This is a genomic window from Rhodococcus sp. IC4_135, from assembly GCF_011602025.1.
Classification (GTDB): Bacteria; Actinomycetota; Actinomycetes; order Mycobacteriales; family Mycobacteriaceae; genus Rhodococcus_F; species Rhodococcus_F baikonurensis.
The window spans coordinates 889,809-914,726 of the sequence record NZ_JAAOLG010000001.1; the positions used below are offsets into that span (position 1 = coordinate 889,809).

The window sequence follows — 24,918 nt, forward strand, 5'->3', positions numbered from 1 at the left end:
ATTCTCCTATCCGTCAACAGTTTCGGGGACTTAAGTCCCGGAAATGAGGAGGGGGCGACCCCAAAAAAGCCGGACAAGTGGGATGGTTAGAGTGAAAGTGGCTCGGTTACTTCTTCAGGAAGGTGGGCACATGAGTTCACGCGAACATAACAGTGTTGTTGTCGGAGTCGAGGGTTCGGACACGGCGTCCACTGCGCTCCGCGAGGCCGCGAAAATCGCCGCCCAGCGCGAATTGCGACTCGACATCATCCACGCTCTCGACTTCGCGCCGTACGGTTTCGGTGGACCGTACGTCGACGCGGGTGGGGTGTACGAATGGGTCGAGGAGGCAGGAAAAGCGATCTTGGCGGAGGCGGAACAGTTCGCCCGTGAGATCGACCCGAAACTCGAAGTTCACACCGAAATCGCCATCGGCAGCGCAACTCAGTGGCTGATCGAGAGTTCTGCACAAGCCAGGCGGGTAGTTGTCGGAGCGTCCGCTTCGGGCAAAGCCGCGACGGCCGTCCTCGGCAACACCGCGGTCGGGGTGGCCAGTCACGGCAAGTGTCCGGTCATCGTCGTACGGGACCGTGACGGTGCAGTGCCCTCGGAGGGACCGGTAGTGGTCGGTGTCGACGGCAGCGCATTGAGCGCCCAGGCCGTGGGTGCGGCCTTCGAGGAAGCGTCGTTCCGCGGAGTCGAGTTGGTGGCTCTACACGTGTGGAGTGACCTCGGCAGCGCGGCATTCGAAGACCCGAGGGCAGCAGCACTGGCACCGCAGTCCCTCGAAGAGGAAGAACACGCCGTACTGAGTGAGAGCTTGGCAGGCTGGTCCGAGCAGTACCCGGACGTCAAGGTCCGGCGCGAGGTCTATCTCGACAACCCACGCGGACGGTTGTTGGACTGGTCGGCAAAAGCGCAGCTCGTCGTGGTCGGCAGCCGTGGCCGTGGCGGATTCCGCGGCATGTTGCTCGGCTCGACCAGCAACACTCTGATTGCTTCCGCCAAGTGCCCCGTCATGGTGGTTCGCCCCGAAGAATCCTGACTTTCTCCAGGTTCTCCCGCTACCCCGTTCATTTCGGTCATCGAATTTGAACGGGGTAGTCACATGAATGCGGACTCAGGTTCCGTAGTGTTCGATGTGAGTAAGTGTTCGATGGGAGTACCACTGCTCGTGTGCGCGTCGCACACGGCAGCAATCGTCAGGATTGGGGTTACAACGTGCGTATCGGTATGGGTTTGAACTACAGCGGCGGGTTCGCCGAAACCGTCGAAGAGGTCGGTGACCTGGAGAAGGCGGGCCTCGACATCGCCTTCGTCCCGGAGGCGTATTCCTTCGACGCCGTCAGCCAGCTCGGCTACCTGGCGGCCAAGACGTCGACCATCGAACTCGCTTCGGGAATCTTCCAGATCTACACCCGTACCCCTTCGTTGACCGCGATGACGGCAGCGGGCCTGGACTTCGTCTCCAACGGTCGCTTCGTGATGGGCCTGGGTGCTTCCGGACCACAGGTGATCGAGGGATTCCACGGCGTCAAGTACGACGCCCCGCTGGGACGCACCCGCGAGGTCGTCGAAATCTGTCGCAAGGTGTGGCGCCGCGAGAAGGTCGAATATCAGGGCAAGTACTACCAGGTTCCGCTCCCCGCCGAGAAGGGCACCGGGCTGGGCAAGCCGCTCAAGCTGATCAATCATCCTGTGCGTGAGCGCATCCCGATCCTGATCGCTTCGCTCGGACCCAAGAACGTCGAGCTGACGGCAGAGATCGCCGAAGGCTGGGAGCCCATCTTCTTCCATCCGGAGAAGGCGGCCAGCGTGTGGGGCGAGCCGATCGCCAAGGGCAAGGCCAAGCGTGATCCGAGCCTCGGCGAGCTTCAGGTGTACGCGTCGCCGGCCCTCGCCATCGGAGACGACGTCGACCACATGCTCGACTGGGTACGCCCGAGCCTCGCGCTGTACATCGGCGGTATGGGCGCCAAGGGCAAGAACTTCTACAACGATCTCGCGGTGCGCTACGGCTACGAAGAAGCTGCCGAGAAGATTCAGGACCTGTACCTCGCGGGCAAGAAGGACGAGGCCGCAGCAGCCGTCCCCGACGATCTTGTTCGCGCCGTGTCGTTGATCGGTCCCGAGAGCTACGTCAAGGAACGCGTCGCGGCCTTCGCCGAAGCCGGTGTCACGACGCTCAACGTCACGCCGTTGGCAGCTGACCGTAACGGCCGAGTGCAGCTGATCGAGAAGTTCCGCAAGATTTGTGACTGACCCTGCCGTGCGCCTTTATTAACCGCCGGCGGTTAATAAAGGCGCACAGCGGGTGATTCGGGATCTCCTGCGCACGAAACCCGAATTTAGGCGCTTGTTGACAGGACTTTTTTCACTTCTGACCGGTCGGGTTCTTCGCATAACGTGGATCGAGTAGCCAGGGTTTGCGTGCGAATCCGGCACCGGTGGCCTCGTTGACGCCCGAAAGGGATGTTGGCGGGGCCGTTGCCGCAGTCCACTCGAACACCGAATGTCCGATTCGGGACTCGCGTCGGCTGATGAATCCTTTTTGCCGTCATTGGGCAATAGTGTGGGGGCGAAGAGATTCTGTGGTCGATTGTGGAGGGACGAACATGAGTGCAACCAAACCCGTCGTCGTAGCGGTAGACGGTTCGGAATCGGCGTCGTCGGCTGTCGTCTGGGCTGCGAGGACGGCAGTGGCGCTCGGTCGACCGCTCCACATCGCGACGGTGGTGCACATCCCTGCCTTCTACTACTCCGAGCCGTACCTCGCCGAGAGTTTCAAGGACGAACTGCGACGCACTGCCACCGCTCGTCTGGACAGTGCGCAGATCCTTGCGCGGCAAAGCATCGACGACGACCTCGAGATCGTCACCGAACTTCTCGACGGCAGTGTCTCCGATCGGCTGATCGAATTGTCCAAGAGCGCGTACATCATTGCGCTCGGACCCCGTGGACACGGCGAATTCACCGGATTGGTCGTCGGTTCCGCGACGGTCTCGGTCGTCTCGCACGGCGAATCTCCGGTGGCAGTTGTCCGAGGACGGACGCTCGACGGTCGACCGCCGACCGAAGGCCCCGTCGTGGTCGGTGTCGATGGATCCGAAAGCAGCATCGAGGCAATCGAGCACGCTTTCGAGCAGGCATCCGCGAGGGGCGCCACCTTGATTGCCGTCAACGTGTGGAGCGACGTGAGTGTGCAGCCCTCGCTGGGCGCCACCCCCGACGACCCGCTGTGGAGCAGCATCCAGACGGGTGAGGAAGTTGTCCTCGCCGAGCAATTGGCCGGATTCACCGAGCGTTACCCGGACGTCGTCGTCGAGAGAGTCGTCGCGCGTGACCGTCCGGTCCGAGTTCTGAGCGAGTACGCGGAGACGGCGCAGTTGATAGTCGTCGGCAGTCGCGGGCGCGGCGGATTCGCGGGAATGCTCCTCGGATCGACCAGTCGGGCGCTCCTGCACACTGCGGATTGCCCGGTTCTCATAGTCCGTCACGTCAACAAGTGAAGAGAATGTATTCCATGAGTTCTGAGTCCACCATCTCCGGTACCGTTCGACGTGAGATGTCTTTTGGAGGGGTTCGATGACAACGCGGATATTCCTGGTCGACGATCACGAGATCGTCAGACGCGGATTGTTCGATCTGCTCGGCGGGGTCGAGGACTTCGTGGTGGTGGGCGAGGCTGCGTCGGTGGGGGAAGCGCTGGCGGCGGTACCGCAGAGCAACGCCGACGTCGCTGTTCTGGACGTGCGGCTGCCTGACGGCAACGGCGTCGAGCTGTGCCGCGAACTCCGCTCGATGCTGCCCAACCTGCGCTGCCTGATGCTCACCTCGTACGCGGACGACGAGGCACTACTCGACGCGATCATGGCGGGCGCTTCGGGATTCGTCCTCAAACAGATCCTCGGAACCGATCTGGTTGCTGCTGTCCGCACAGTCGGGCGCGGCGGTTCACTGCTCGACAGTCGGGCAACCGAGGCGCTGATGCAGCGGATCCGTAGCGACCGTACAGCTGATCCGCTGGCCGAACTTTCCGATCAGGAACGAGCAGTCTTCGACCTCATCGGAGAGGGACTCACCAACCGGGAGATCGGCGCGCGATTGTTCCTCGCGGAGAAGACAGTCAAGAACTACGTGACGCGTCTGCTCTCGAAGCTGGGCATGCAGCGTCGTACTCAGGCTGCGGTGCTGGCCACCGAAATCCGCAGCGGCAGTCGATAGGTCTACCGACTGGACTTCGGTCGATTCGAGTTGGTGCGGCCGAGCGGTACTCGCCAGAGCAGACGTGCACCGCTCGGATCGTGGTTGACGATCGTGCACGTACCGCCGCAATGTTCGGCACGGCGCTCGAGATTGTGAAGTCCACTCTTGTGGAAGTCGGAGGGGAGTCCGACGCCGTCGTCCTCGATCGTGATGGCGAATTCGACATCCGCGGTCACTGCGATGGTGATGTGGTGTGCGTGTGCGTGCCGAAGGACGTTGCTCAGTCCCTCTCGCAGTACAGCCTCGGCGTGCTGGTGGATCCCGGGATTCACCAGAGTGTCGATGGCGCCGGAGAATTGGACGCTGGGGGTCACGGAGGACTGGGCGGTGGCATCGCCGATGACATCGAGGAGGCGTCGTCGCAGGCTCGACGTCCCGGCAGCAGTGGGAGTCTGCAGATCGAAGATCGTTGTCCGGATCTCGCGGACGGTCTTGTCGAGTTGTTCGAGAGATCGTTTGACAATCGCGCGCGCCGACTCGGGGAGGGTCTCGTCCGGAAGCGTGCTCTGCAAGCTCATTCCGCTCGCGAACAGTCTCTGAATGACGTTGTCGTGCAGGTCTCGTGCGATGCGATCGCGGTCGGCGAGGACCGACAGCAGGCGTTGGGCCTTCTGCTTCTCGTCGAACTCGATTGCAACGGAGCCGAGTTCGGCCATCGACTCGATCCGGGTCAGTTCGTCGTGATCCCAGTGTGTGTTGGTGGAATTCGACGCCACGATGACCGCGCCGACTACGCCCGAGGCGACGCACATCGGTGCCACGACCGCACTCCCGGCCGACGGCACGAGTTCCGTGAGCGCGCCTAAAGTGGTGAGTACCTGTAGCTTTCGGGTGCTTCGGACAACGTCGAACGGATAGGTCGTTGCTGGAATTCTGACCCCGCGTGACGTGGTACGGGCGCTGGCCGCGGCGTGGACCTGGGCGTAACCGTTTTCGCAGATCACCACGATCACGTCGTCGACGCCGGTCAGATCCCGAACGCGGCTCGCGAGAAGTTGTAGGCCGTCCTCGAGCGAGTCACCGGCCAGCAACCGCGAGCGGATGGCAGATGTTGCGGTGAGCCATCTTTCACGAGTTCGAGACTGCTCGAACAGTCGTGCGTTTTCCACAGCTATGCCGGCTGCAATGGCGAGGGCTTCGAGAATGACCTCGTCCTCTTGCGTGAACTCGGCTTTTCCTCGTTTCTCGGTCAGGTAGATGCTTCCGAACACCTTTCCTCGCATCATGATCGGCGCTCCGAGAAAACTCTCCATCGGTGGATGATTCGCGGGGAAACCGACGGACTCGGGATGATCGCCGAGATGCGCCACACGCAACGTCTGCGGATGATTCATCAGAACACCCAGAACGCCATGACCTTCGGGGAAATGTCCCATGGTCGCGCGTTGGGACCCGGAGATTCCCTCGTAGACGAATTCCGAGAGCCCACCCCCCGGCGCCGCGACTCCCAGGGCGCCGTAGCGGCAATCCAGAACCGTTGTCGCAGAGGTGATGATCCGTTGGAGCGTCAGGTCGAGGTCCAGGCCGGAGCCGACGACCAGGACCGCCTCGAGCAGACGGTGGAGTGTCGGGATGTCGGCGTTGGAATCGCCCAGGCGGTCGAGCAACTCGCCGAACGTGCGTGCCGGACTGTGACCCGATGCTTCGACCATGGTCGAAGCATATCGCCTCACCGCACGTCAGCCACCCTGACGGCGGCCTTCCCACCATGAAGTCCAGTGATGCTTGATCTCGTCGAACTCGTCATCGCTCAGGTCGTAGGTGGTCAGCAGGATCGACATGCCTCCGTCGGGCCGCTGCGGAGTCACCGACTGGGTCGCGACGGAGAGTAGACCAGGGCCGAGATCTTCGACTGTCAAGCCGAATTGGTGATCGGTGACGTAGTCGACGACGCCTTCGAAATAGTCGCCGGGAGCGATTGTCGCCGCGTACCGACTTCCCGCTGCCAATTCGATTTCGGTGAGCCCGAGGACGGTTGCCACGTTCTCGCCGGGGAGCAGTAGGCCGTCGAGATAAATGGTTCTTCGCTCAGCGAGTCCGTGGTGCTCCACTGCGAATCTGAGCAACTGGAGGAACGTCGTCCATCCCTCGGTGATGTCGTCGTACCAGTCGTCGTCGGCGGACTTGGCCGGACGATCGATGCGGACGACCGTCTTGCCGTCCTGTTCGAGAAGTGAGAAACGGTCGCCGTTTCCGAGTTTCAGCGTCAACGCTTCGGGGTCGGCATCAGCGGTGGAGTAGATCTGGGTGATTTCGTCGTCGAGTCCGTCGTACTCCCAGCCGAACCAACGACGAATCAGCGACGGGTCGCGCAGCGCGGGCCAAAGTACGGACGGGGCTGCGACGATGGACACTTCGATCACGGTTTCGCTCACGCGGAAGACGCTACCGACTTCAGCCCTTCATCGCGACGGTCAGTAGAAATGCAACGTCTTCGAGCGCTTCGACACTGTGCCGGTCGGCTGGAACGGTGAGGAAATCGCCGGTGGATCCTTTCCACTGGTCGCTCCCACACACAAGATTCAGCTTCCCGCTCAGGACCAACAGGGTGGCTTCGCCCGGGCTGTCGTGTTCGGCGAGGCTCTTGCCGGCGCTCAGCGCGATAACCGTCTGTCGCAGGCTGCGCTGGTGGCCGCCGTAGACGGTTTGTGAACTGCGACCGCTGGTCGCCGAGCCCGCCAGTTTCAGCTGTTGGCGAGCGAGAGCGGTCAGTGATTTCTTGTCCATCGAAGACCTCTCGAAAGCGGTGAATGTCGTTCTAGGAGTATGACCGACTCACTCGCGAGGTGCCTCGTTATCGGCGGAAGTCGGTCAGCGAGTGTATTCCAGCCAGCGGAAGCGCAGCCCACTCTTCTCCGAGGTCTGCCACGGCTCGTCGGACTTCAGGTTCCATTCGGGGCCGATCTCGGGAGCGAAGGCATCACCGGCGATGTCGAGGTCGATCTCGGTCACCAGGAGATGAGTCGCGAATGGCAGTGCAGCCGAATAAATTTGCCCGCCACCGACGACGAAGACGTCGCCGTCCGGCAACGCCAGGGCGTCGTGAAGACTGTGGACCACCTCGGCGCCTTCGGCGTTCCATTGCAGATCGCGCGTGACAACGATATTCCGACGCCCGCTGAACGGCCGGAACTTCAGTGGAATGGAGTCCCAGGTGCGCCGCCCCATGATCACCGGATGTCCCATGGTGACGCGTTTGAAGTAAGCCATGTCCTCGGACACGCGCCACGGGATCGTGTTGTCGGCGCCGATGACGCCGTCATGGGCCTGCGCCCAGACAAGGGTGACTGTGCGATCGGTCATCGTCAGACCGCTACCGGCGCTTTGATCGCGGGGTGGTGCTGATAGTCGACGATCTCCACGTCCTCGAAGGTGTAGTCGAAGATGGAGTCGCGCTTGTTCAATTTCAGGGTCGGCAACGGGAGGGGCTCGCGACCGAGCTGCTCGGTGACCTGGTCGACGTGATTGTCGTAGATGTGGCAGTCACCGCCGGTCCAGACGAACTCGCCGACGTCGAGTCCGGCCTGCTGGGCCATCATGTGGGTGAGCAGTGCGTAGCTGGCGATGTTGAACGGAACGCCGAGGAACATGTCGGCGCTGCGCTGGTACAGCTGGCACGAGAGTTTGCCGTCGGCAACGTAGAACTGGAAGAAAGCGTGGCACGGAGCCAGCGCCATCTGCGGAATGTCTGCGACGTTCCACGCCGAGACGATGATCCGCCGCGAATCGGGATTCGAGCGCAGGGTCTCGACGGTCTGCGTGATCTGGTCGATGTGCTCTCCGGACGGAGTGGGCCAGCTGCGCCACTGGACGCCGTAGACGGGACCGAGTTCGCCGTTCTCGTCGGCCCACTCGTCCCAGATGGAGACGCCGTTCTCGTGCAGCCACGCCACGTTGGAGTCGCCGCGCAGGAACCACAGGAGCTCGTTGACGATCGACTTGAGGTGGACCTTCTTGGTGGTGACGAGCGGAAAGCCGTCGGCAAGATCGAAGCGCATCTGGTGACCGAAGATGCTGCGGGTGCCGGTTCCGGTTCGATCGGATTTGGCGGTACCCGTCTCCATGACGAGCCGGAGGAGGTCTTCGTAAGCAGTGGAGACAGTCACGGGATTCAGTCTAGGGCCTAGCCTGCTGTGCGCCTTTATTAACCTCCGGCGGTTAATAAAGGCGCACAGCAATATAGCCTCGGCACATGCGCGAACTCTTGGTGATCGGTATCGGTGCTGGTGATCCGGACCAGGTGACTGTCCAGGCGATCAAGGCCATGAACAGGGCCGATACCTTCTTCATCATCGGAAAGGGTGACGAGAAGCAGGCGCTGGTCGACCTGCGAACCGGAATCCTCGACGAACACGTTCACCTCGACTACAAGGTGGTCGAGATCACGGACCCACCGCGGGATCGAACCCCGACCGATTACGAAGGTGTCGTCGAGGACTGGCACGAGCGCAGGGCAGCGAAATTCGAAGCGGAATTCGCGGCCGAACCTGGAGTCGGCGCCATTCTCGTCTGGGGTGACCCGTCCCTCTACGACAGCACTCTGCGGATCGTCGAGCGCGTGCTCGCTCGCGGGAAAGTGTCGTTCGACTACTCCGTCATCCCGGGAATCACGAGTGTGCAGTCGTTGGCTGCACAACACCGAATCGTCCTGAACCGAATCGGCGAACCGATCCACATCACGACCGGCCGCAAACTGGCCGAGGGCTTGCCCGCCGGAGTGGACAACGCCGTCGTCATGCTCGACGCGCATTGCACGTTTACTCAGGTGAGCGAAGACGAAGCCGAAATCTGGTGGGGCGCGTACCTCGGAACCTCGGACGAGGAGCTGATTTCCGGCAACCTGCGTGAGGTCGAAGATCGGATCGTCGCGCGCCGGGCGGAGTTGCGTGAGAAGCACGGCTGGATCATGGATACGTACCTCCTTCGGCGCTGACAACCGGCCGCGGATTGCACATTCGATCCTGCGCTCTTGAGCCCCGACGACGGTCTGCACACCTATGATCTGCGCATGACATCGTTCGGGCCGGACCGACTGCAGTCGATTCTGCCCGCGCCTCGTGGCCGTGAAAAGTCAGCTGTGAAGTCGGCCTTCGGCCTTCTCGTCCAGTGGTATCGGCGTCCTGATCAATTCGACAGTTTCAATCGATACCTCGCCACGAAGGGCCTCGAGCTAGCTGTTCGGTTGCTGGTAATCGGCTCCCTGACGACGGTCATCATCGCGATGACCATGTTGCGCTTCAGCGACGCAGGCGTTCACAGCCATGTCACCAGCGTCGTCAACGCCGTGATCATCGCCGCCACGGGCGCGGTGATCGTGCTCTTCTGCCTTCTGCCCGAAATCACACGACGGTGGTCGTATTTTTTCGTCGCTTACTGCGAGGTCGGCGTATTCGTCGGCGTGTTCCTCAACAGCGATCCGTTCATCGGCTTGATCCAGTGTGTGCTCTTCGTGTTGATCGGCGGTTATATCGCCTACTTCCACAACGCCCGACTCCAGGCGTTCCACATGGCGTTCTCCATCGTGGTGCTGGCATTGATCGGCCGAAAGGTCGCGATCTACGCGGATCCTGCGCTGGCCACGGCGCTCTGTCTGATCATCGCAACCGGGATCGTGGTCATTCCGTTCGCCTGCCAGTTCGTCCTCTCTCTTCTCGGATCCGACGCCGACAGTTCGGATGTCGATCCGTTGACCGGCCTGCTGAATCGTCGTGGGCTGCAGCGAGCTGTTGTCGAAATGGGAGCGACTGGACGTGCGTCGAGCAAATCTTCGTATGTCGTCGCAATCGTCGATGTCGATTCGTTCAAGACCGTCAACGACTCGCACGGGCACGAAGAAGGCGATCTCGTCCTCCGTCAGATTGCTGATCGACTGCGATGGTGCGGCAGCGAGAACGCGCTCTTCGCCAGGTTCGGTGGGGACGAGTTCGTCTTGGTGGACACGATCGACGTCGGGGCAGCGCCTGCTTTCGAGGACAATCTGCGAAGAAACTTGCGAATCGACGACCGTGATCCGGCGGTGACAACCAGCGTCGGAGTCGCGATCACCTCCGCCGAATGGTCTTCGATTATTTCCGACGAGGAGTTGACGGACCTGTTTCGAGTAGCAGACGCCTCGATGTATCGCGCGAAGGCCGCCGGCGGCGATCAGGTTGTGATGTGGGACGGCAAACAGTGAGAATTGTCTGATTGCGGGGAGTTGACTGGATTACCCTGACCTTATGGAATCTGCCGAGAGTGTGGAGCGAACGGACGCCGTCGCGTCACACCGACCGCTCTCGGCCTCTGCGTTCCGCCTGATCTCGTCTCAACTGGCTGATTGGTATCGGCGGCCGGACCAATTCGACACCTTCAATCGTTATCTCGCGGACAAAGGGTTGACCGTCGCTTCGCGTTTTCTTGTCGTCTGCTCGTTGGTGCTGGTCACCGTCATCATGTTCCTGACTCGCTTCAGTCCACAGGGACCGACCAGTGCCCATGCACGCACCGCGAATACCGTCATCATCGTCGTCACTGTGATCATGGCCGTCGCCCTCTCGACGAGGCGTAATCTCTCCCGTTCCTGGTCGTACGCGTTCGTGCTCTATTCGGAAGTGGGAATAGCGGCCGCAATGCTGTTGTACTCCAACCCACTTGCGGCACTGGCACATGCCGTGATGTTCTCGGTGATCGGCGGCTACATCGCGTTCTTCCACAATGCTCGGATGCAGACCCTGCACATGGTGTGGGTATTCGTCGTTGTCATCGGAATCGTGACACGTACTGCCGTGGTCGAGAACGATGTGGATGTTCCGGTTCTGGTTGCGTTGGTAGTACTGGTCGGCGCGGCGATCTACGTGATTCCCTTTGCCTGTCAGTTCGTTTTCTCCATCCTCGGCACCGACGCGCTGAATTCGCAATTGGACCCGCTGACCGGACTGCTCAACAGGAGGGGACTGGCCGACGAGGTGCGGTTGTTGCTGGAGCGGTCGTACACGCACCCGGCACTCTTGGTTGTCGCTGCGGTCGACATCAATCGATTCAAGGCCATCAACGACGAGTACGGACACACCGTCGGCGACGCTGTGATCGAGAAAGTCGGCGCGAGACTGGTCGAATGTGCCGGCCCGACAGCGTTGATCGCACGGATCGGCGGCGACGAGTTCGTCATCGTCGATTCGGTCGATCAACGCTCGATCGATCGAATCGAGCACGAACTTCGACTCTCGACGATCACGTCGTCCGATCATCCCGCAGTAGCCATGAGCATCGGAATCGCGAAGATCGCAGGGCCTTTCGAGTCATCGGATGATGCGCTGGTCGCCTACCCGACTCTGCTGCGGCGAGCGGATCGGGCGATGTACTCCGCGAAGGCACGCGGTGGGCACTCGGTGGTTCTGCATACCGAAACGGACTGAGCGCACTGTGTGTGTCCGTGGTCGGCGTTAGTCTGTTGCCATGCCTGAACTACCCGAGGTGGAAGCGCTGGCAGGGTTCCTTCGTCAGCACGCGGTAGGCGCGGTGGTGGGACGCGTCGACATCGCTGCACTGAGTGTGCTCAAGACCTTCGATCCGCCGATCACTGCTCTGCAGGGGCGCGATGTGACGGGCGCTGCCCGCTTCGGAAAGCATCTGGCCCTCGATTGCGACGGATTGTGGTTGGTCACGCATCTCTCCAGAGCAGGGTGGATGCGCTGGCTCGACAATCCGTCGGCAACACCGCCGAAGCCCGGCAAGGGGCCGTTGGCGCTGCGCGTTCATTTCTTCACACCTGAAGGGTTGACGCCGGCATTCGATCTCACCGAGGCAGGTACCAAGAAGCGCCTCGCCGTCTGGGTGGTGAACGATCCGCAGGAGGTTCCGGGCATCGCCAAACTGGGGCCGGACGCGATGGCTGTGACCGAAGCGGAGTTCGCAGAGATTCTGGGCGGAACCTCGGCGCGGATCAAGAACTCGATAGTCGATCAGTCGCTGATCGCAGGCATCGGGAACGCCTACTCGGACGAGATTCTCCACACCGCGAAACTTTCGCCCTTCGCGACCTCGTCGCGGCTGACGCCGGAACAGATTTCGGCGCTGTATGCCGTGATGCGATCAACACTTGCCGACGCGATCGAGCGTTCGGAAGGCCAGGACGCGGCCAGGCTCAAAGGTGAGAAACGCTCGGGGATGCGAGTACATGCTCGCACCGGACTTCCCTGCCCGGTGTGCGGTGACGTCGTACGCGAAGTCTCGTTCGCGGAGCGTTCTTTTCAGTACTGCGCGACGTGTCAGACTGGCGGTAAGCCGTTGGCGGACAGGCGAATGTCGAAATTACTCAAGTAGTGAACTGCGCGGCGAGCAGTTCGACGAATTCGCGAGCGAGTGCCGACGAATGGGCTGGTTCGGTGATGGCGTGGACGATCCGATGCGGTGCGTCGGTGATGGGAATACAGACCAGTTCGGGATGTGGGGCGCTCATGGACTGGGGGAGCAAGCCGACGCCCAGGCCGTTGGCGGTCAGTGAACAGATCAGGTCGACGGAGTTGGCTTCGAGCGTTTTTCCGCGAGGGACTTGTGATTCGGCGAATGCCTGATCGGTCTGGACGCGAGCCTCGCTGCCGGAGGCGAAGTCCACGAGAGTGTGATCTCGTAGGTCTTCAAGCCTGATCGACGAGGCCTCAGCAAAGGGATGGTCGGGAGCAACAAACGCCGCGGTGGGTTCACTCCACAACGGGGCGGCGGCAAAGCTCTTGGGTAGGCGACCTGCGGCCAATCCGACGATGCCGACGTCGATTGCGCCGGACCGGACTCCTTCGATAACTACTTCACTGCCGTACGGCCGCACGGTGACGTTGATGGCGGGATGCCGACGCGTCAGATCTGCCAGGGCGCGGCCGACGTCGACGCGCCCGGCCGAGGTGATGGTGCCCACCGTCAGTCGCACTTGCTCGTTGCTCTGCGCCGAGACGTCGCTGACCAGTCTCGACATGGCGCCGAGTACCTCACGAGAGCGGGCAACAAAAACCTCGCCGGCGGCGGTCAGTCCGACGTTTCGACTGTTCCGGTTGAACAGTTCTACTCCCAGTTCCTTCTCGAGGTCTCGGATCTGGGCACTCAGGGCGGACTGGGAAACGTGCAACCGCGCGGCCGCTCGGCTGAAATGTCTGTCTTCCGCAACGGCGAGGGCGTAGCGGATGTGACGTAGTTCCATTGGACCAATCTATCGTTTCTGGAGATGGATCATGCATATCTATCTATTGGACGCGCGTCGGTGTGGGCGGTCATGCTTGACGACATGATTTCAAGCGACGCGCGTCCGAGGCTCGGACTACCCATAGTGCTGCTGATGGCTGCCGCGACGGGCCTGTGCGCAGGCGGTAACTATTTCAATCAGCCACTCCTCGATTCCATCGCGGATCACCTGAATGTGTCGGCCTCCGCAGCGGCCGCGACGGTGACCATCGCACAGGTCGCGTATGCACTCGGATTGATACTTCTGGTTCCGGTAGGCGACATGGTGGACCGACGCAAGCTGACGGTAGGGCTCATGCTGTTGGCGGCGACCGGTCAAGCGGTCAGCGGATTTGCACCCAACTTTGCCACGCTGGCAGTGGGAATCGCAGTCGCTGGAGTCTTTTCGGTCGCTGCCCAGGTGCTGATTCCGTTCGCCGCCTCACTGGCCGAACCTGAGAGGTCCGGTCAGGTGGTCGGCACGATCATGAGCGGGCTGCTGATCGGAATCCTGTTGGCGCGCAGCGTTGCCGGCGTGCTCTCCGGACTGGGAGGTTGGTCGACGGTCTACAAGGTGGCGGCGGTGTTGATGGTGGTGATGGCCGTCGCATTGTGGCGATCTCTGCCCTCCGATTCCGCAGATCGACCGAAAGCCGGTTATGGCGCCACGCTTGCTTCGGTAGGGAAGTTGGCTGCGACCTTGCCACGCCTGAGAACCCGATCGGCCATGGGCGGGTTGGCTTTTGCTGCCGTCAGCACCGTCTTCACGACGATGGCCTTTCTTCTCTCCGGCGAATTCGGCTACAGCGACACTCAAATCGGCTTGGTCGGACTACTCGGCGTGGCGGGAGCATTGATGGCGACGGTGGCGGGCAGACTGGCCGATCGGGGATTGGGTCAGGTGGCGACCGGCGGCGCTATTGCGATTCTCTTGGTGTCGTGGCTTCCCTTTGTCGCCGGTGCCACGCACGTGGTGTGGTTTCTCGTCGCCATCGTTCTAGCCGATCTCGCACTGCAGGGAGTGCACGTCAGCAACCAGAACGTCATCTATGCCCTTGTCCCCGACGCGCGTTCGCGTGTGAACTCGGTGTACATGACCACCTACTTCGTCGGTGCTGCGGTGGGCTCGGCAGTGGGGTCGGTGGTGTGGAAGTCGTACGGATGGACTGGAGTCTGCATCGCCGGATTGGTCTTCTCCGTCGCAACGGCGTTGGTGTGGATGCACGATCGCCGGTTGGAGACGGCCGAACTACTGGTCCCGGAATCCCCTGTCGCGGTGGGATAGGCACCCACGCCTTCTCGGCTCCCGCCTCTCAGATTTCGGCACCGTCCACCAGGATCTTGCCGACGCGTTCGGGATAGAACGACACGTGGTCGTCGATCCCGGACGCTTCGTCGGTAGTGAACGGATAGAACCACGCCAGATCCTCGATCGGAGCGAGTTCGCTTGTGCCGGTGAACGACAGATACGATGCAGTGCCCTTGTAGGGGCAGGCCGTGGTGGTCGGGGACGGCGCAAAGTACTCGCTGCGAACGTCGATTCTCGGAATGTAGTACCGCGTGGGCAGGCCGGTTTCGAAGAGCAGTCTGGGTCGTGTCGTCTCGGCGACCAAGACGTCGCCGACGAAAACCTCGACGTGGCGGGACGAGGGGAGTGCGTCGATACGTACGTATGGATCGCGGGCGTGGACGAAGACCTGTTGATCCTCCTCGTACCAGGCGTCCATGCGATCCCAGTAGAACGCGACGTACTCACTCAGGTCCAAGGAACCGTCGAACTGTTCGGGATATGACCACACGGCGTCCTCGGCGCGGTGATCCCCGATTTCGATATTCCAGTACGTTGCGTCACCCTTCCACGGGCAATGAGTGGTCGTCGACGTCGGAACGAGAAATTCGGTGCGAACATCGGCGAGGGGGATGTAGTACACCGGCAGGCGGCCGCGCTCGAACAGATACACCGAACCAGTGGTGTCTGCGATGGCGTGACCAGCGAAGAACGCTCGAATTCGGCGAGGGTTGGGTTCCAGTGCGATCCGCCCGTTGGAGGCTTTGGTCTGTGCGTCTACTGCGTGAGTCAGTGCTGTGGACATGCGCGAATGCTCCTGAGATCGGCAGGGTGGTCCTTCCCATCCTGCGCCCGGCAGCAGCTATTTGACAGGTTGGAGTCGAAATACGCGGATCTGGCGCCCGAACGCTCGATCGGCGTAGGTTTCGTACGGCGGCCACGTGGTGGTCGCGAGTTCCCACAGCTTCTTACGCGTGGCGCCCTCCGCCAGACTCGCACCGACCGGTATTTCAACCCCCTTCACCGTCACGATCGCGGCGGGGTTTGCCATCAAGTTGAGTGTCCACGCTGGATGCGTATCCTGCCCCCAGTTGGATCCGACGACGACAAAGGCATCGCCGTCCGGTGCGTACAGAAGGGGCGTGGTGCGAGAACGGCCCGTCTTACGGCCCGTCGTGGTGAGCAGTAGCTGAGTCACGGTGTTCTCTCCGACAAGTGAGAGTTTGCCACCCGACACCTTCTGTACCGCCCGATCGAGCGGAACCAGATCCTTCCCGAGATCCGAGAACCATTGTGTATGGCCGACATTGCGCATCAATGAACGGTAGATATTGCGCATCGGACCTCTCGCTTTCTCGGCACTGTTTCGGGATCGGGCCTGCCGACCTCGAAACAGTGTGCCACGCCGAGTCACAGATATCTGAGTCCCAAAGTCCCAAAAGGAAGGAAGCGGTCAAGCGAATTCGGTTTCAGTGAAGCGGAATTGGGGCAAAACTCCGAAACCGTTCGTCTGTGCCCATTGGATGCCGAGTGGATGGTCAGGGATCTGACGTCAAGACGTCAGGCTCGAGCCACTCGACGCCGAGCAATTCGGACAGTGAACGCAGTCCGGATCGATCGCCGCCCTTCAGACCGGTCACGGAATTGAGATTGCGCAGCATGACGGTGGCGACGTCCTCTTCCTTGGTGCCCACGCCGAAGGGTATGACCCACGGACACGTCTGGTAGTCGCGATGTGACCGACCGAATGTCTGTTCTGCCGCGATTCCCGAGTATCGAGGCTGATGAAAGATCCCCGTCCGTGGCAGCGAGGACGCGTGAGTGCCGTCGGGGAGCGCTTCGTTGGCATGCAGCGAAATCGAGGTCGTGACATTGAAGACGATGACCGGTGCGTCCCCGCGTTGAAACCGCAGACGCTGACCCTCCTTGTCCGGCACTGCGCCGAACAGTTTTGCCACAGAGATCCCGGAGTCTTCGATCATCTCGACCAGTGGATCGCCTGCCGTGGAGACGAATTCGACAGCAACCAACACCTGCTTGCCCGCTTTGACCTGGGCCTGCGCCCACTGTGCCGTCGACTCGGCGCGAATCATTCCCGCTTTCTGTCGATAGCGGAGAACCAGCGCACGGCCCCGCGCAACGTTGCGGCTCTTACGAGCCAATCCCATTTCGTAGGCGTACTCCGCCCATTCGGTCTCGTACTCGGCGCGCTGGGCATGGGTGAGGTCGATGGGCATACCGTCGAGCGGAACCGGCCCCCACGGAGTCGGCCGATGAATCATCAAGGGCGGTGTACTGTTCGACATCCACCCGCGCACGGTCTCGAGTGCCTGAGATTGCAGTGCCGGTGATTCCTTCGCCTCTGCGCTCCACGTCCACTTCCCGTAGGACTTGTCCAGTGGCAGGCCGGACTCGACAAGCCTGGCACCCAGGTCGGACCAGTACTCCGAAGGTTCTGAATGCAGCTGCGCAAAAAGTGGTGCCAGGTAACGCTGGTCTGCCGGCGTATGTCCCGGAGTTGCCGTCACGGACAGGACGAACGGAGCCTGCTCGTGCGCATTAGAAAAGCGTGCGACCTTCTCGAATGCAGCCGTGCGCTGTGTGTCGTTGCTGTACAGCTGGGCTTCGTCCGCAATCACCACGCCGAACGTGTACTTGGGACGGCCGTTTCGTGCAATCAGCTTCTTCAATTGGTCCGGCGACATGATCAGCCAACGGAATCCGCCGTCGCCCACCGAGGCGATGGAATAGCGCCAATGCGGAATGGTGATCTGTGCTGGCCGATCGACAAGGACGAGGATGTTGGTTTCGCCGCGCTCTTCGGCAATCGTCTTGGCCGACATCACCGCGATCAGCGTTTTTCCCAGACCGGCATTGTCCGCCAACAGAAATCCGCGTTTGCCGGATCGTGCAGCGTCGACAACAGCCGCCGCGCCCGAAACCTGCTCGGGCCGAGGAGTTTTGGAGGCGGCAACCGGACGCTCCCCGATGCTGTCATTGATGTCGTCCTCGACCCACTGCTGATACGAGAACGGGAGTGCCTTGAACGGTGCGAGTTCTGCGGGCAGATCAGCACCCACCCACGCGTAGCTCTTCCACTTCTTGACGAACTGCGCACCAGGGGCCGGCGTTCGGAAGGGAACGTCGAGGAGCCAGACTCGTTCACCAGGACCGGCTGTCGGAACCTCCGGCATCGCCGCGCGTGACCTTTTCTTCGCGACAGTCTTGGTGGCGGTCTTCTTGGCCGAGCTCTTTTTCGGTGCTGCTTTTTTCGGTGCTGCTTTTTTCGGGGTGGCCTTCTTGGGTGAAGCCTTCTTTGCGGCAGCCTTGCGTGCCGTGGTTGCTTTGCGTGGCGGCATCAGGCGATATCGAGCTGCGCCGTGAGGAATTCACGCAATGTGAGCGGCGGTCTGCCGACAAGGTCCTCCACTGTGGTCGTGATCAGAGCCAACTCGCCCTGCGCGATCGCGGTGTACGTCGACACCCAAGCGTCGAGCTCCCAAGCGGGCGCGTTGTACGACGCCCGCGACTCGTAGGCTTCCTCGAGCGTTTCCTCGACATACGTGGTCCGCTTGCCGGTGACTTCGGTGATGATGCTCGCGGCCTCGGAGAGCGTCAGTGCCTCCCGTCCGGTCAGGTTGTACGTCTGTCCGACATGAGAATCCAGATCCTGCAGAACCGACACAGCGACTGCAGCAATGTCGGACCGCGCTACCGCGCCGACGAGACCATCCCCTGCGGGTCCGCGGATCACACCGTCTTCACCGGCGAGAGCGGGTAGGAAATCGAGGTAGAAGCTGTCGCGCAGGAAGGTGAATGCGAGTCCGGAAGCGCGGATATGTTCTTCGGTGACCCAGTGATCGCGAGCGAGGGTGAACGTCGCGTCCGGGGCGGCGCCGAGGAAAGACGTGTAGACGATGTGCCTGACCCCGGCTGCCGCTGCAGCGTCGATGAAGGTGCGGTGCTGATCCAGGCGATCTGCGCTTTCGGCTGCCGAGACCATGAAGAGGGTGTCGATTCCGGCCAGAGCCGCGAGAGCGCGCTCCTGATCCCCGTACGTGGTCTCGGCCGAATCGGCACCGGCGAGCTGCGGTAATCGGTTGACCGACCGTGCGATCAGCCGCTGCGGGACACCGGCGTCCGCCAACGACTGGGCCACCAGTCCGCCGATATGACCGGTAGCGCCGGTGACGGCGATCCTCGCAGACCGTGAATCTACGGACATGGTGCCCCTCCTTCGGTCGGTGTGCATCCCATCTTGCCGGAACCCACTCCCACCTCAGGTCACGACGCGACGATTACACCGCGAGCCACCGACAGAGAGTCGGACAAAGCTGTCCTCGTGCCGTCGTCGAGTGGAAGGAGAGGCCGACGGGGAAGGCCGGCGTCGACGCCGAGAAATTCCAACCCGGCTTTGACCGTCGACGGCAGTCCGCGACTGACGAGGACCTTCAGGAGTGGCTCGATCTGTTCGAACACGGCGCCGGCGCCCGACCGATCACCGGACTCGAGGAGCCGCCAGAAGTGCACCACCTGTTCGGGTGCCAGGCACGGCGCTGCCGTGCACCATCCGCTTGCGCCGGCAGAGAAAGATTGCAGTGCAAGAGGATTGCTGCCGTTGAAGAAGGGGATCGTGCCACCGCCCAGTTCGTTGATGCGGTTCATCCTGGTGATGTCGCCGGTGGATTCCTTGATCATCGTGATGCCGTCGACGGTGGAGACGAGATCGACGAGAAACTCCGGCGACATGTCGATGCCGGTGGTTGCCGGATTGTTGTAGATCATCGTCGGAATGTCGACGGAATCGGCGACCGCAGTGACGTGTTCACGAATCTCCTGCTCACCCAGATGCCAGTACGACGTGGGGAGGATCATCATTGCGTCGGCGCCTGCGTCTGCCGCGATCGATGCTCGGCGGAGTGCTCCCGCCGTCGTCAGATCCGACACTCCGACGACGGTGGGGACTCGGCGGTCGACGTAGTCGACAGTTTCCCGAGCGACCGTCTCCCACTCTGCATCGTCGAGATAGGCGCTCTCGCCGGTACTGCCGAGAGGGGCTATCGCGTCGACACCATTGCTGATCATGCTGTCGAGGAGCGTGTGTAGCGGCTTGGGATCGAAGGCTCCGGTGCCCCGGTCGAACGGGGTGATGGGATAGGCGACGATTCCCTTGATGGTGCTGCTCATGAGGTTCTCTGTTCTGTTGGGGAGAAACGAAATTCAGTTGGTCAGCGTGTCTGGATGATTGCGGAGAGCACGGCGGGCGTAGTACGCGAAGTTCGCCTCGCTGCGCCGAGGAGTCAGCGTCCAATCGTGTGCCTCTTTCGCCAGGCGAGGCGGTAGCGGCTTGATGTCACCGGCAGCCATCGCCAGCAACTGCAGCCGCGCGGCCCGTTCGATCAGATGCCCGAGGGAACATGCCTCTTCGACGGTATTGCCGACGACGAGTTGGCCGTGGTGGGCGAGCAGAATTGCTCGCTTGTCTCCGAGTGCAGCCGAAATGATCTCGCCCTCCTCGTTTCCCACGGGAACTCCGGGCCAGTCGGCGAGAAATGCGCAGTCGTCGTAGAGGGGAGCAATGTCCATCTGTGATACGACGAGGGGAATCTCGAGCATCGACAAGGCCGTCGCGTGCAGTGGGTGCGTGTGGACGATGCAGTTCACGTCGGGCCGCGCGCGGTAGATCCAGCTGTGGAATCTGTTGGCTGGATTCGGCATTCCCTGGCCGTCGAGGACCTCGAGATCCTCGTTGACGAGCAGGAGGTTGTCCTCGGTGATTTCGTCGAACCCGAGGCCGAGTCGCTGGGTGACGAATGTGCCGGGTTGCTCCCCGCGGGCGGAGATCTGGCCGGCGAGGCCGGAATCGTGGCCGGCGTCCGACAGTGCCCTGCAGGTCAGTGCGATCTTCTGTCGAAGGGTCCAGCTACCTGTGGCTACTTCGGTGAGCATCTTCGTTTCGGCGGTGGCCATGAGTTCTTGCTTGCTCGCTTGCATCGTGTGGGTCATGGGGTGTGCCTTTCTCGGGATCCTGGTGCGGATGACATTAAGTCACCTATAAGACACAAAGTGTCATATAGGACGGAATTGCGCAACCCTTGGCTTGTTCGGCACTGATTGCCGCAGGTCAATGTGTTGGTAGGGTGATGACACAAAGTCTCGTGAGAGGATTTCGAATGGCAGCGTTTTTGCGAACACATCGGCGTCGCGCCGGTCTGACGCTCGAGGGGTTGGCCGAGCAGACCGGTCTGACGAAGAGTTACCTCTCGAAGGTCGAGCGGGGCATCAGTACACCGTCGATCGCGGTGGCGCTCAAGATTGCGCGCGTGCTCGATGCCGATGTGGGACAACTGTTCTCGGACAGCATGGAGGGCAATGTCATGACGATCGCGCGCGCCAAGGATCGCGTTATCGACCAGGCTTCCTCGGCCGAGTCCTCGGTCTACGATCCGATCGCTCCCGCTCTGGTCGGAAAGGCCATGCAGCCGTTCGTAGTTCACCCCGCCTCGGTGATGGGCCCGAAGTTCATGGATCACACGGGAGAGGAGTTCGTGTTCGTGCACTCCGGTTCCGTCGAATTCGAAATTCCCGGGCAGACGATTCACCTCGACGCCGGTGACAGTCTCTACTTCGACGCGAATACGCCACACCGGATGCGGTCGGTGTCGGATGGTGGTGCGACGGTGCTTGTCGTCGTCTACGACACGCCTTCGACTGGATCACCCAGCGGTGACTCTCTGGAAGCTCACTGCGGGGTGAGCAGATGATGCTCGGGATCGACACGTCACTGACGCTGCTCGCGGCCGGTCTGATCTTCCTGCTCTCGCTGTGCCTGGGAATCTGGAAGTACCGACAGATGGCCACCTCGGACAATCACCTCGCGCATCCGTATGTCGACATCGCGCACCGTGCGGCTCTGATGTATTCGTTCGCAACACTGTTGATCGCGGTGTTCGTCGAACTCAGTGTGTGGCCGACGTGGATCAATCTGACCAGTGCAGCAGTGGTCGTGTTCTTCTTTCTCGCAGCGATATTCAGCTATATCGCGCACGGTGCGATGAAAGACACCGACAACCAGTTCGAGTCTGCCGGTCCGCCGCTGCATCTCGGAATGATTCTGCTGATTCTCGGTGAGGTCGGCGGATTCGCGGTCCTGCTGGCAGGTTTCGTGAAGGGCCAGTTCTTCTGATCGGACTTCAGCGTCGGTGCTCGTAACCGATCCAGGCTCGTCGACGCTCACCCATCGGGTCGTCCTCCAGCCGGGACGTCTCGTCGAAGATCATCGTTTGCCGCTTCGGCACGGAGTAGGCGGGCCAATCCAGGTCCGGCGCTCCGTGACGGGCGAAATGAATCCAGTGGCGCTGGACGGTGGAGGTCACTGCAGCCAGTCCGCGCCGGCCACCGACCGCGGTCAGGGCCGCGGTGAGTGCGTCCGAACGTCCGAAGACGGCAAGCAATTCGGTGGCATGGGTGGCGTTCATGCCGATGAGTCTGAGCAGTCGCGGCGCAAAATCGTAGCGGTAGCTGTAGGTCGGAGCTACCTGGCAATGGCCCTGTGCGCACAGTATTGCCGGTTCCCAGAACGTGATGTCGCCGCCGAGATCGGCGGCAGCGAAACGATGCGGATATGTCGGGTAGGCCGCAAGCGCGCGCTCTTTTACCTCCGGTGAGGTGTGGGAGAACATCTTCTCGATACGAACCGGGTTGGTAGGCAAGATGTCGAGAACGCGCGGAAAGATCCGCCCCTCATGGAGATTCGAACCGACGAGCAGCGGAACGGGGTGGGCGCGTCCGGCGGCGAATACGTCGAGCGGGTGTTCGGAAAGGACATCGTCACCCACTACAGGGGCGAATGCCCGCGTTCCCGGTTCTTCGTCCGCGCCGCGTCGCGCAAGTTCTTCGCCGGCATCGACCAGTTCCCTCACCGAAGCGGAACGCAGCCACGAGGCCGGATCGGTTGCCGGTGCGTGTGCGATCTCGAGGAACTCGCGCGCCCACCGATGCGCTCGATCTTTTCCGTATGCCGAAGCAGCCGGGGGACTTTGAGCGATTGCCCGGGCGAACAACCCTTCGGCCGCCGGCGTTGCCATCAGAGTTGTCACCGCGTTTGCGCCGGATGATTCACCGAACACGGTGACAGCATCCGGATCACCACCGAACGCAGCGATGTTCCGCTGGACCCACTCCAGTGCGGCAATCTGATCGCGCAATCCAAGATTCGTCTCGAACACTTCTTCGGCAGTGGAGTATTCGCTGAAATCGAGGTAACCCAGTGCGCCCAGCCGGTACTGGACAGAAACGTAGACGATGTCGCCCCGCTCGACCAGAGTCGTTCCGCGATACATGGGCGTTGACGGATTCCCGCCGTTGTACGCGCCGCCGTGAATGAAGACCATGACCGGTCGCAGCGAATCCGAAGGGGACTGCGGGGCCACGACGTTGACGAAGAGCGAGTTCTCGTCGAAGTTGCTCTTACGCTGCGGAGACGGAGAACCGAATGTTTCCGCCGGGCGGACTCCATCCCAGGCCTCTACAGCCTGTGGCGCGCGAAATCTCCAGGGGCCGATCGGGGGAGCAGCGTAGGGGATAGCCCGCCAAGTGCGCAGCCCTCGATCGACGCGACCGCGCACGACTCCGGAATCGAGAGTGATCTCGAGAGAGCTCGTCACGGTAGAGAGATGTCGGTGCCGTGGCTACGGTAACCGCTGTATCCGGCCCAGGCCAAGCGTTGTTCACGCCTCGGGTCGTTCTCGACGCGCACGATCTGATCGAAGATCATGGTCGGGCGCTGCTGTGCGTCGTACCGTGGCCACGATCCGCGCGGAACCCCGTGCTTGGCGAAGTGAAGCCAGTGTCCCTGAACGGATTCGGTGACTGCCCGCAATCCTCGCCGACCGCCGGGAAGAGTGAGACCGCGACCGATCACGGTGTCACCGATACCGAAGACCGCGAACATCTCGAATCCGTGAGTGGCGTCGAGGCCGAGCCAGCGCATCATCGTCGGAGCAAAGTCGAACCGGTAGGCGTACGTCGGCGCCGATTGCGCGTGAGCCTGCATCAACTCCACGGAAGGGTGCCAGAACGTGACGTCGCCGCCGACGTCGATCGCGGACTGCTCGTCCGGGTATCCGGGATAGGTTGCGAGGATGCGTTTTCCGGCCTCGGGATCGGTGAGGGCGAACATGGTGTCGATGCGCGACGGGTTGGTCGGGAGCGCGTCGAGCACCTTCGGGAACAGCGTTCCCTCCCGCCTGTTGGTTCCGATGATCATCGGAACCCGGTGTGCCGATCCTTCTTTGAAGGCATCCAAGGGCGAGCGCGGCAGGAAGTCGCCGTCGACGACCGGACCGAAGGGATGTAGTCCAGGCGTGTTCGCCAGTACCTCGGCGCCGAGTCTGCTGCCCGCTCGGCCCAATTCGACGGCTGTCGCCGAGGTCAAAGCTTTCGCGGGCGGTAGACCGGAATTGAGGATCTCGACGAAACGCGCACCCCAGGCGTGCGATCGCTGCGTGCTCGAGACCAGGTCCGGAGCCGAACTCTCGGCGATCGCACCAGCGAACAGTCCCTTGGCAGCCGGTGTAGCCATCAAGGTGGTGACGGCAGTGGCTCCGGCGGATTCACCGAAGATCGTGACTTTTTCAGGATCCCCACCGAAGGCGGCGATGTTGCGTTGCACCCACTGCAGGGCCGCGACTTGATCGCGCAGTCCGAGGTTGGAATCGAATGCCCGCTCGGCCGTTGAGAAGGGTGTGAAATCGAGGTACCCCAGAGCACCGAGGCGGTAGTTGATCGAGACGTAGACGACGTTGCCGCGTTCGACGAGGGACACGCCGGAGTACAGGCCGGTGGCGGAGGTTCCGATGGTGTTCGCCCCGCCGTGGATGAAAACCATGACGGGGAGCGGCGTACTGCCGGTGTTCGCCGGAGCGAGCACGTTGAGTGTCAGGCAGTCCTCGCTTCTGGGCTGGTACTTCCCTGGCGCGAGCAACAGCCCCTTCTTGTGTTGGACCGAGGCGTCGCCGAACCTGGTCGCGTCGCGTTCTCCGGTCCACGGTGTGACCGGCTGAGGCCGCGTCAGACGCAGCGTTCCGACCGGTGGCCGAGCGTAGGGAATTCCGCGCCAGGCACGAAGTTTTCCCACCCGGCGACCGCGCAGGGTGCCGTCGGCCGTGGTCACAAGTATGTCGGACGCCATGTCG

Annotated in this window: 25 protein-coding genes; 11 read left to right on the plus strand and 14 right to left on the minus strand. The window is 61.8% G+C overall.

Features of this window, described 5'->3' with window-relative positions; translation table 11 throughout:
* Positions 1 to 130 precede the first annotated feature (130 nt).
* From G8767_RS04350 to G8767_RS04365, 4 genes are all read left to right on the plus strand, one after another.
* Positions 131 to 1,024 carry a universal stress protein gene (locus G8767_RS04350; RefSeq protein WP_007727672.1) on the plus strand — a complete coding sequence of 298 codons (894 nt, stop codon included), beginning with the start codon at positions 131 to 133 and terminating at the stop codon, positions 1,022 to 1,024.
* A 176-nt stretch (positions 1,025 to 1,200) separates the two neighbouring features.
* Positions 1,201 to 2,241, plus strand: coding sequence for an LLM class F420-dependent oxidoreductase (locus G8767_RS04355; protein WP_166809498.1), 1,041 nt, complete (start codon positions 1,201 to 1,203; stop codon positions 2,239 to 2,241).
* A 353-nt stretch (positions 2,242 to 2,594) separates the two neighbouring features.
* Positions 2,595 to 3,488 (plus strand): universal stress protein, encoded by an 894-nt coding sequence (locus tag G8767_RS04360; RefSeq protein WP_095971114.1) that lies wholly within the window; start codon positions 2,595 to 2,597, stop codon positions 3,486 to 3,488.
* 76 nt (positions 3,489 to 3,564) lie between these two features.
* Positions 3,565 to 4,203, plus strand: coding sequence for a response regulator transcription factor (locus G8767_RS04365; RefSeq protein WP_019744786.1), 639 nt, complete (start codon positions 3,565 to 3,567; stop codon positions 4,201 to 4,203).
* 2 nt (positions 4,204 to 4,205) lie between these two features.
* On the opposite strand, the gene G8767_RS04370 is transcribed toward G8767_RS04365, so the two are convergent.
* The 5 genes from G8767_RS04370 to G8767_RS04390 all read right to left on the minus strand — a co-directional run bounded on the left by G8767_RS04370 (position 4,206) and on the right by G8767_RS04390 (position 8,351).
* Positions 4,206 to 5,897: a GAF domain-containing protein gene (locus tag G8767_RS04370; protein WP_124567483.1), complete on the minus strand. Its 1,692-nt coding sequence runs from the start codon at positions 5,895 to 5,897 to the stop codon at positions 4,206 to 4,208.
* Between the two features lie 27 nt (positions 5,898 to 5,924).
* Positions 5,925 to 6,620 carry a hypothetical protein gene (locus tag G8767_RS04375; protein WP_095971112.1) on the minus strand — a complete coding sequence of 232 codons (696 nt, stop codon included), beginning with the start codon at positions 6,618 to 6,620 and terminating at the stop codon, positions 5,925 to 5,927.
* 19 nt (positions 6,621 to 6,639) lie between these two features.
* A complete protein-coding gene (locus G8767_RS04380) occupies positions 6,640 to 6,972 on the minus strand; it encodes a cupin domain-containing protein (protein ID WP_003946336.1) in 333 nt (110 codons plus the stop codon).
* 84 nt (positions 6,973 to 7,056) lie between these two features.
* Entirely contained in the window at positions 7,057 to 7,548 is a 492-nt protein-coding gene (locus G8767_RS04385; protein WP_166809431.1) for a dihydrofolate reductase, read from the minus strand.
* Between the two features lie 2 nt (positions 7,549 to 7,550).
* On the minus strand, positions 7,551 to 8,351 hold the full coding sequence (locus tag G8767_RS04390; protein ID WP_095971110.1) for a thymidylate synthase: 801 nt from the start codon (positions 8,349 to 8,351) through the stop codon (positions 7,551 to 7,553).
* Between the two features lie 86 nt (positions 8,352 to 8,437).
* Here G8767_RS04390 and cobF point away from each other — a divergent pair, with 86 nt between their 5' ends.
* The 4 genes from cobF (at position 8,438) to G8767_RS04410 (ending at position 12,546) form a co-directional block, all read left to right on the plus strand.
* Positions 8,438 to 9,178 carry a precorrin-6A synthase (deacetylating) gene (cobF, locus tag G8767_RS04395; protein ID WP_124567481.1) on the plus strand — a complete coding sequence of 247 codons (741 nt, stop codon included), beginning with the start codon at positions 8,438 to 8,440 and terminating at the stop codon, positions 9,176 to 9,178.
* 75 nt (positions 9,179 to 9,253) lie between these two features.
* Positions 9,254 to 10,420 (plus strand): GGDEF domain-containing protein, encoded by a 1,167-nt coding sequence (locus tag G8767_RS04400; RefSeq protein WP_240951829.1) that lies wholly within the window; start codon positions 9,254 to 9,256, stop codon positions 10,418 to 10,420.
* A 43-nt stretch (positions 10,421 to 10,463) separates the two neighbouring features.
* A complete protein-coding gene (locus tag G8767_RS04405; RefSeq protein ID WP_166809433.1) occupies positions 10,464 to 11,639 on the plus strand; it encodes a GGDEF domain-containing protein in 1,176 nt (391 codons plus the stop codon).
* A 40-nt stretch (positions 11,640 to 11,679) separates the two neighbouring features.
* Positions 11,680 to 12,546, plus strand: coding sequence for an Fpg/Nei family DNA glycosylase (locus tag G8767_RS04410; protein WP_166809434.1), 867 nt, complete (start codon positions 11,680 to 11,682; stop codon positions 12,544 to 12,546).
* On the opposite strand, the gene G8767_RS04415 is transcribed toward G8767_RS04410, so the two are convergent.
* On the minus strand, positions 12,539 to 13,414 hold the full coding sequence (locus G8767_RS04415; protein ID WP_166809435.1) for a LysR family transcriptional regulator: 876 nt from the start codon (positions 13,412 to 13,414) through the stop codon (positions 12,539 to 12,541). The two genes, G8767_RS04410 and G8767_RS04415, sit on opposite strands and share 8 nt — an antisense overlap.
* A 72-nt stretch (positions 13,415 to 13,486) precedes the next feature.
* Between G8767_RS04415 and G8767_RS04420 the strand changes: the two genes are divergently transcribed.
* Positions 13,487 to 14,719 carry an MFS transporter gene (locus G8767_RS04420; RefSeq protein WP_166809499.1) on the plus strand — a complete coding sequence of 411 codons (1,233 nt, stop codon included), beginning with the start codon at positions 13,487 to 13,489 and terminating at the stop codon, positions 14,717 to 14,719.
* Positions 14,720 to 14,747: 28 nt separating this feature from the next.
* Here G8767_RS04420 and G8767_RS04425 read toward each other — a convergent pair whose 3' ends face one another.
* The 6 genes from G8767_RS04425 to G8767_RS04450 all read right to left on the minus strand — a co-directional run bounded on the left by G8767_RS04425 (position 14,748) and on the right by G8767_RS04450 (position 20,728).
* A complete protein-coding gene (locus G8767_RS04425; RefSeq protein WP_166809436.1) occupies positions 14,748 to 15,527 on the minus strand; it encodes a DUF427 domain-containing protein in 780 nt (259 codons plus the stop codon).
* Positions 15,528 to 15,584: 57 nt separating this feature from the next.
* A complete protein-coding gene (locus G8767_RS04430; RefSeq protein ID WP_234036838.1) occupies positions 15,585 to 16,037 on the minus strand; it encodes a nitroreductase/quinone reductase family protein in 453 nt (150 codons plus the stop codon).
* A 223-nt stretch (positions 16,038 to 16,260) separates the two neighbouring features.
* Complete coding sequence (locus tag G8767_RS04435) at positions 16,261 to 18,081, minus strand: DEAD/DEAH box helicase family protein (protein ID WP_166809438.1); 1,821 nt, start codon at positions 18,079 to 18,081, stop codon at positions 16,261 to 16,263.
* A complete protein-coding gene (locus G8767_RS04440; protein ID WP_124567474.1) occupies positions 18,081 to 18,947 on the minus strand; it encodes an SDR family oxidoreductase in 867 nt (288 codons plus the stop codon). The genes G8767_RS04435 and G8767_RS04440 overlap by 1 nt, the downstream gene beginning before the upstream one ends.
* A 59-nt stretch (positions 18,948 to 19,006) precedes the next feature.
* Complete coding sequence (locus G8767_RS04445) at positions 19,007 to 19,909, minus strand: dihydrodipicolinate synthase family protein (RefSeq protein WP_166809439.1); 903 nt, start codon at positions 19,907 to 19,909, stop codon at positions 19,007 to 19,009.
* A gap of 33 nt (positions 19,910 to 19,942) precedes the next feature.
* A complete protein-coding gene (locus tag G8767_RS04450) occupies positions 19,943 to 20,728 on the minus strand; it encodes an aldolase (RefSeq protein WP_166809440.1) in 786 nt (261 codons plus the stop codon).
* Positions 20,729 to 20,895: 167 nt separating this feature from the next.
* Here G8767_RS04450 and G8767_RS04455 point away from each other — a divergent pair, with 167 nt between their 5' ends.
* Together G8767_RS04455 and G8767_RS04460 are read left to right on the plus strand one after the other, a co-directional pair.
* Positions 20,896 to 21,486 (plus strand): XRE family transcriptional regulator, encoded by a 591-nt coding sequence (locus tag G8767_RS04455; protein ID WP_095971097.1) that lies wholly within the window; start codon positions 20,896 to 20,898, stop codon positions 21,484 to 21,486.
* A complete protein-coding gene (locus G8767_RS04460; protein ID WP_095971096.1) occupies positions 21,483 to 21,908 on the plus strand; it encodes a hypothetical protein in 426 nt (141 codons plus the stop codon). The genes G8767_RS04455 and G8767_RS04460 overlap by 4 nt, the downstream gene beginning before the upstream one ends.
* 7 nt (positions 21,909 to 21,915) lie before the next feature.
* Here G8767_RS04460 and G8767_RS04465 read toward each other — a convergent pair whose 3' ends face one another.
* A complete protein-coding gene (locus G8767_RS04465; protein ID WP_166809441.1) occupies positions 21,916 to 23,388 on the minus strand; it encodes a carboxylesterase/lipase family protein in 1,473 nt (490 codons plus the stop codon).
* On the minus strand, positions 23,385 to 24,914 hold the full coding sequence (locus tag G8767_RS04470; RefSeq protein WP_166809442.1) for a carboxylesterase/lipase family protein: 1,530 nt from the start codon (positions 24,912 to 24,914) through the stop codon (positions 23,385 to 23,387). The genes G8767_RS04465 and G8767_RS04470 overlap by 4 nt, the downstream gene beginning before the upstream one ends.
* Positions 24,915 to 24,918: the final 4 nt, after the last annotated feature.